The organism is Chryseobacterium sp. JV558 (assembly GCF_033712365.1).
Taxonomy (GTDB): Bacteria; Bacteroidota; Bacteroidia; order Flavobacteriales; family Weeksellaceae; genus Chryseobacterium.
The window spans coordinates 255,199-261,551 of the sequence record NZ_WJHU01000005.1; the positions used below are offsets into that span (position 1 = coordinate 255,199).

A 6,353-nucleotide genomic window follows, 5' to 3' on the forward strand; every position below is an offset into this window, starting at 1 on the left:
AATGAATTTTAACTTTTCTCTGCAAAAACCGTTTTATAAAGTGAATAAATCATAGCATTCCAAAAAGGAAATGTGAAAAGTCCTCCTATCAAAAACAGAGCAAAACCTAAGTACTTAAATAGAAAAGCAACGATAACGCACACCATTATTTCTACAAAATACATTTTAAGGGCTTTAAAATTCAGAGAAATCGCCTCGAATATCCTTTTGTTCGTAAAAAACATAAGTGGTGCTACAAATAGCGTTACAGCAACCCAGGCCACTGCCAGCACTACGGTAGGAATCGTAAATCTGTAAATGAAGAACCAGAAAAGGAAATATCCTACATATTTGAAAAAGTTGAGCCCATTATATCCTGCAAACAGATCTCCGATTACAATATTTTCTTTAAGATCAATTTTTCTGAAGATCTGAAACATCCCAAGATTCAACGGATACAAAAACGCTGTCGTTCCCATGACAGCCAGAGTAAACATCTGATAGTTTTCGGTAGCCGCTATTTCTTCCATTTTTTTCAGATACATCTTCGTACCCTGCAAAAAGGCTTCCTCCAATTCTTTGTTGTAAGAGAAAACATTGTACTTCGCTCCAAAAAGCATAACTGCGGTAAGCAATATTCCAAAAAAGATGATGGAAAACATCAACTGAAAAACCAGTGTTTTATTCCAATAAAAAAAAGCCTGCTTCAATATAAAATCTAGTCCCGGTTTCTGAGGATATTTGTTCTGCATCGTAAAAAATTTATGCAAAAGTAAACATCAATAATTATTTTTGCAGAATGTTTTCAGTGAATCATCAAAAATTTATGGAAATGGACGAGCTTTCTCTTCAGAAGGTTCCCTATTTTTTCGTGATCGACTTTCTCTCAGAGAGTGTCGAAATATACCAGGAACATGAAATTGAAAAATCAGGTTTAATTATTGATTTTCAAGAGTTTTCAAACGCAAAAGAAACACATGAATTAGATAAAAAAGTAGTCTGGAAATCATTTCCTGAAACGTTGGAAAGCTTTAAAACAGGTTTTGACAAGGTTCAGAAAAATATTCGTCTGGGAAACTCTTATTTAGTAAACTATACTAGAAAAACGAAAATAGAGACCAATTTAACCTTAGAAGAGATTTTTTATCATTCAAATGCAAAGTATAAAGTTTTTTATAAAGATTTTTTTGTATTTTTTTCTCCTGAAACTTTTGTAAAGATCATTAACGGTAAAATTTTAACCTATCCCATGAAAGGCACTATTGATGCTTCTATTGAAAATGCGGCAGAAATACTGAAGAATGATAAAAAGGAAAAAGCAGAACATTACACCGTAGTGGATCTGCTCCGAAATGATCTGAGCATGGTAGCTGATGATGTAAAAGTGGACCAGTTCCAGCATATTGATTTCATCAAAACCCAGCAAAAGGATCTTTATGCAATGAGTTCTGAAATTTCAGGTATGATAAAACCTGAATTTGATGGGAAAGTAGGAAGTATAATGCAGAAACTTCTTCCTGCAGGCTCTATTTTAGGAGCTCCAAAGCCTAAAACACTAGAAATAATTCTGGATGCAGAAGGGTATGACAGAGGATATTACACTGGCGTTTGCGGATGGTTTGACGGCCAAAATGTAGATAGCTGTGTGATCATCCGCTTTATAGAAAAAGAAGGAAACCAACTTTATTTCAAAAGCGGAGGCGGTATAACGCATATGAGTAAATTAGAAGACGAATATCAGGAAATGAAAAATAAAATCTATGTCCCAATTCATTGAAAGCATTAAAGTAGAAGATAAAGAGATTTTTCTATTGGATCTACATCAGAAACGTGTCAATCAAACATTTTCCCATTTCGGAAAAGAAGACTCCATTGATCTGGCCAAGATCTATAAAAATCTGCAGCATGATGAGGATGGTCTTTTCAAGCTAAGAATTTCTTATGATCTCGATAAAAGAATCAGGACACAGATGATTCCTTATGCTATTCCTGAGATTCAGGATTTCAAACTGGTAGAAAATAACAGTTTTGATTATTCATTCAAGTTTGAAGACCGTAAAGAGTTGGATAAAATGAAGATGAAGTCCAAAACAGAAGAAATTATCATCGTTAAAAATAATCATATCACAGATACTTCTTTTTCCAACCTTTTATTTTTAAAGGGAAAAGACTGGTATACTCCTGCTACCTATCTGCTAAACGGAGTACAAAGACAGCATCTTTTAAAGCATAAAAAGATCAAAGAAACGGAGATTACTTTACAAAATATAAAGCAATTCACCCATTTCCAGATCATTAATGCGTTGAATGATTTTGATGATATGTTTATTTATCCTATTGACAGAATTATCAATCTGCCTGGGAATGAAGAATATCTTGATCTTTAAGATTATTTCATAAATTCAAAATAAGACTTCAGCACATCTGCACTATTCTTCCCGTGAGTATTTACTTCCAGGATTTTTGGCTGTGCGTCAGGTTTGAAGAAATTCTCCAGAACTCTGTCAAGCGTAATTTCATCCTCTACTTTTACGTAGGAGAACCCAAAGTGCTTGGCAAGAGATTCTGCATTCTTACGGTGTTTGGTGGCAATAAACTCGTCTAATGTATTCGGGTTGGCATTTCCAGGTCCCGGAATGATCTTAAAGATATTTCCTTCACCGTTATTGAAGATCATAATTCTTACAAATGGTGGAATATATTGATTCCAAAGTCCATTGATATCATAAAAGAAACTCAAATCTCCTGTGATCAGCAAAGTAGGATTTTCATTTTTGATAGCAAATCCCATTGCCGTAGAAGTAGATCCGTCAATACCACTGGTTCCTCTGTTACAGTACATTTTTCTCTTTCCAAAATCAAACAGCTGTGCATATCTGATCCCGGAAGAGTTGCTGAAATGAATATTATAATTTTCAGGAATTGTCTGCGAAGCCTTATTGAAGAAATAAAAATCTGAGAAATCAATCGTATTCAAAAACTGCTCGTGTTTAGCATCTTTTTTATCTCTTAAAACGTCCCAAAGATTAAAATAAGGTCTAGGCTCCAAATTGATAAATTTCAGCAATTTTGAGAAGAAAACCTCAGGCTTAACTTCAATTTTTTCTGTCAGTGAGAAATAGGTATCCGGCTGCCATACTTCATCCAGATGCCAGTGCTGTTTTGGATGGGCACTTCTCAGGAACTGTTTTACTTTCTTAGAAACTACGTTCTGCCCCACTGTAATCAACAGATCAGGAGCATAGGTTTTATAGTCTTCTTCAGTAAAATTAAATATATAACGGTCTATATGTTTAAAAAACTTCTCGTGATGTAAGTTAGAATTAGCTTCACACAAAACAATAACAGAATGGTTTTTCACCAATTGTGTCAATTGATTTTCCAATTCAGGACTGTAATCTCTTGTTCCTACCAAAAGCATGATTCTTTGTGAAGTATGCCACTCTGCAATCAAATTTGAAGGGATTTCATACTCTTTGTGCTTGATTGTTTTTTCTACCGTAGGAAAAGTAGGAAGTTCTGAAACAAGCTCATACAAAGGTTCTTCCAAAGGAATATTAATATGTACCGGACCTTGCTTTTCAAAACAAAGTTCAATGGCTTTTTTAATGATATCAAAATTAATATCTTCCGCATGTTCTTTGCTGTCTTCCAACAGTTGGAAATCACCATAGGAATGCTGATGAAAAACATCCTTCTGCCTTATCGTCTGCCCATCAAACAGATCAACAAAATCAGTCGGCCTGTCAGCAGTAAGTACCAAAAGTGGAATATTCTGATAAAAAGCTTCAGTAACAGCAGGATAATAGTTCACGACCGCTGATCCGCTGGTACAGGTAATTGCTACAGGCTTTTTATCGCTTTTCGCCATCCCCATAGCAACAAAAGCTGCACTTCTTTCGTCTACAATACTGTAGCAGTTAAAACTATCTATCTCTGAAAAATGAATGGCCAAAGGAGCATTTCTTGACCCCGGAGAAATTACAATATCAGCAATTCCGTACTGTTGAAGAAGATGTGCGAGTATTTGGATACTTCTCTTAGAAGAATATTTTTTCATACAGCAAATTTAACTTATAAATAATGATTTTAAAATCATTTAATTTAAAAAAAATGTAATTTTGCTATTCGTAAATTTCTAAAAATGGATAAAATACCTAGTGTAGACCTGCGTGATTTCCTTTCGGACAACCCGGAACGCAAACAGAAATTTGTAAATGAAATCGGAAAAGCTTATGAAGAAATTGGTTTTGTAGCCCTAAAAGGCCACTTTCTTGATGACAACCTAGTGGATGATTTGTATGGAGAGGTAAAAAACTTTTTTGAACAGCCAGTGGAAACCAAACAGAAGTATGAGATTCCAGGAATCGGCGGCCAGAGAGGGTATGTAGGATTCGGTAAAGAAACCGCAAAAGGTTTCAAAAAAGGAGACTTAAAAGAGTTTTGGCACTTTGGACAATATTTGTCTGATGATTCAAAATACAAAACTGAGTATCCTGACAATGTAATCGTTGATGAACTTCCAAAATTCAACGAAGTAGGTAAAGAGGCATTCCAGATGCTTGAGAAAACGGGACAGTATGTTCTGAGAGCTTTAGCATTGCACCTTGGTTTAAATGAATTTTATTTTGATGACAAAATCGCAGAAGGAAATTCTATTTTAAGACCGATTCACTACCCGCCAATCACTGAAGAACCGGATGATGCGGTAAGAGCAGCCGCTCACGGTGACATTAACCTTATTACTCTTTTAATGGGAGCACAAGGAAAAGGTCTTCAGGTTCAGAACCACAACGGAGAATGGATTGATGCCATTGCAGAACCGGATGAATTGATGATCAATGTGGGAGATATGCTTTCAAGACATACCAACAACAAACTGAAATCTACTATCCACAGAGTGGTAAACCCGCCAAGAGAGTCGTGGAGTACTTCAAGGTATTCAATTCCTTTCTTTATGCATCCTATCAGTGCCATGTCTTTAAATGCACTTGAGAATTGTGTAGACGAAAACAATCCAAAATTATACGAAGATACTTCTGCTGGAGAATTCCTGCATGAAAGATTGATCGAATTGGGATTGATTAAAAAATAAAATAAAACGGTTGCCTCTTTTGAGACAGCCGTTATTATTTAAATAGTCATTACTTTTTATCTTATCCCGTTATACAGTAAAATTCCGGACATGGAGTTGATTGTGTAAAAGTTCCCCACGGGCAAATACAGGTATAAGAATCACCACCGCCGCCAGGATTTTCTCCACCTCCCGGGCCTCCACCATAAGGAACACATTTTCCATTTGAACAGATCTCTCCGGCAGAGCAACCCCCTTCCCCAGGTCCTCCACCTTCAAAACAATATGCCGGGAAGTTTACTCCGGCAACAATACTTCTCTTGTCGTCTCTTGAAAGTTTCTTTAGATTTTTCATAGTTATTAATTTTTGGTATTTCCTACTCTATAAGCTTTTCGGATAACGCTTGTTTAAAAATAACATTTATTTCATTAATAATCAAATATTTAAATCAAATTAAGCTTATTCAGGATGATAATGCTCCTATTCTTTATTAAACTTTATTTTTTTCAATATAAAATCTTGTTTAATTTAAAATATTTTATCTATTTTTACTTTACCTACAAATTTTTAATTAAAACAATATGAAAAATCTAAAAAAACTACAAAAAGACCAATTAAAAAGTATTTCCGGAGGTGCTACTCTTCCTGAAGCAGATTTCTGTATGTATTATTGCAGTGGAGTAATTGTTTGCGCTACCTGCAGTGATGATTTCAAATGTCCGGATACCAACAGTGATATGTAAGATTGAAAATCAAAATGCCATAAATGGAAACCGTTTCTTTGTTGAAGCGGTTTTTTTCTTTCTCTATGTTAACAATAAGATAGGTTTTAGCTGCTCTTATGCGATTTCTATAAACAGATGCATTATATAAAAAACAGACGCTTTATGAGCTTAAAATAATGACTGCTAGTAATAAGTATTACTTGGTATTAAAGTAGAGAATACATTAACATTGCTAAGAAGAGCTTTCTCCCGCTATCCATTCATACTCCTCACGCCTGGCTTTCCTTCGCTCAAACCCATTGACACTCCCACTTAAGTTGCGGGGTAACCATTACTATCGGGGCTAGGAGGGAGACGAATAATAAATGATAAGTGATGAATCTTGAATGATTCGGGATCCGGGTTGCGGGGTTAGGAGTTGTAAGTATTTACATTCTAAGATCTATCTACTATCCCCAATTATGTCATTCCGCAGGAATCCAGCCACATTGATCATAGTATAAAGGATTCAAAGGAATACTATAATACTTAAGTGATTTGATAATCTTAGATATACTTGATGATAGAATAGAAC

At 35.1% G+C, this 6,353-nt stretch carries 7 protein-coding genes; 4 read left to right on the top strand and 3 right to left on the bottom strand.

The window, feature by feature from the left end:
* Positions 1-8 precede the first annotated feature (8 nt).
* Entirely contained in the window at positions 9-731 is a 723-nt protein-coding gene (locus GFU89_RS18405) for a hypothetical protein (protein WP_318848524.1), read from the bottom strand.
* 47 nt (positions 732-778) lie between these two features.
* Here GFU89_RS18405 and GFU89_RS18410 point away from each other — a divergent pair, with 47 nt between their 5' ends.
* Positions 779-1,756 (top strand): aminodeoxychorismate synthase component I, encoded by a 978-nt coding sequence (locus GFU89_RS18410; RefSeq protein ID WP_318848525.1) that lies wholly within the window; start codon positions 779-781, stop codon positions 1,754-1,756.
* Positions 1,740-2,366, top strand: a complete 627-nt coding sequence (locus GFU89_RS18415; RefSeq protein ID WP_318848526.1) for an aminotransferase class IV — start codon at positions 1,740-1,742, stop codon at positions 2,364-2,366. The genes GFU89_RS18410 and GFU89_RS18415 overlap by 17 nt, the downstream gene beginning before the upstream one ends.
* Positions 2,367-2,368: 2 nt before the next feature.
* On the opposite strand, the gene menD is transcribed toward GFU89_RS18415, so the two are convergent.
* Complete coding sequence (gene menD / locus GFU89_RS18420; protein WP_318848527.1) at positions 2,369-4,039, bottom strand: 2-succinyl-5-enolpyruvyl-6-hydroxy-3-cyclohexene-1-carboxylic-acid synthase; 1,671 nt, start codon at positions 4,037-4,039, stop codon at positions 2,369-2,371.
* An 84-nt stretch (positions 4,040-4,123) separates the two neighbouring features.
* Here menD and GFU89_RS18425 point away from each other — a divergent pair, with 84 nt between their 5' ends.
* Positions 4,124-5,074 carry an isopenicillin N synthase family dioxygenase gene (locus GFU89_RS18425; RefSeq protein WP_318848528.1) on the top strand — a complete coding sequence of 317 codons (951 nt, stop codon included), beginning with the start codon at positions 4,124-4,126 and terminating at the stop codon, positions 5,072-5,074.
* A gap of 61 nt (positions 5,075-5,135) precedes the next feature.
* Here GFU89_RS18425 and GFU89_RS18430 read toward each other — a convergent pair whose 3' ends face one another.
* Positions 5,136-5,408: a bacteriocin-like protein gene (locus GFU89_RS18430; protein WP_318848529.1), complete on the bottom strand. Its 273-nt coding sequence runs from the start codon at positions 5,406-5,408 to the stop codon at positions 5,136-5,138.
* Positions 5,409-5,635: 227 nt separating this feature from the next.
* Between GFU89_RS18430 and GFU89_RS18435 the strand changes: the two genes are divergently transcribed.
* Positions 5,636-5,797 (top strand): bacteriocin-like protein, encoded by a 162-nt coding sequence (locus GFU89_RS18435; RefSeq protein ID WP_318848530.1) that lies wholly within the window; start codon positions 5,636-5,638, stop codon positions 5,795-5,797.
* Positions 5,798-6,353 lie beyond the last annotated feature (556 nt).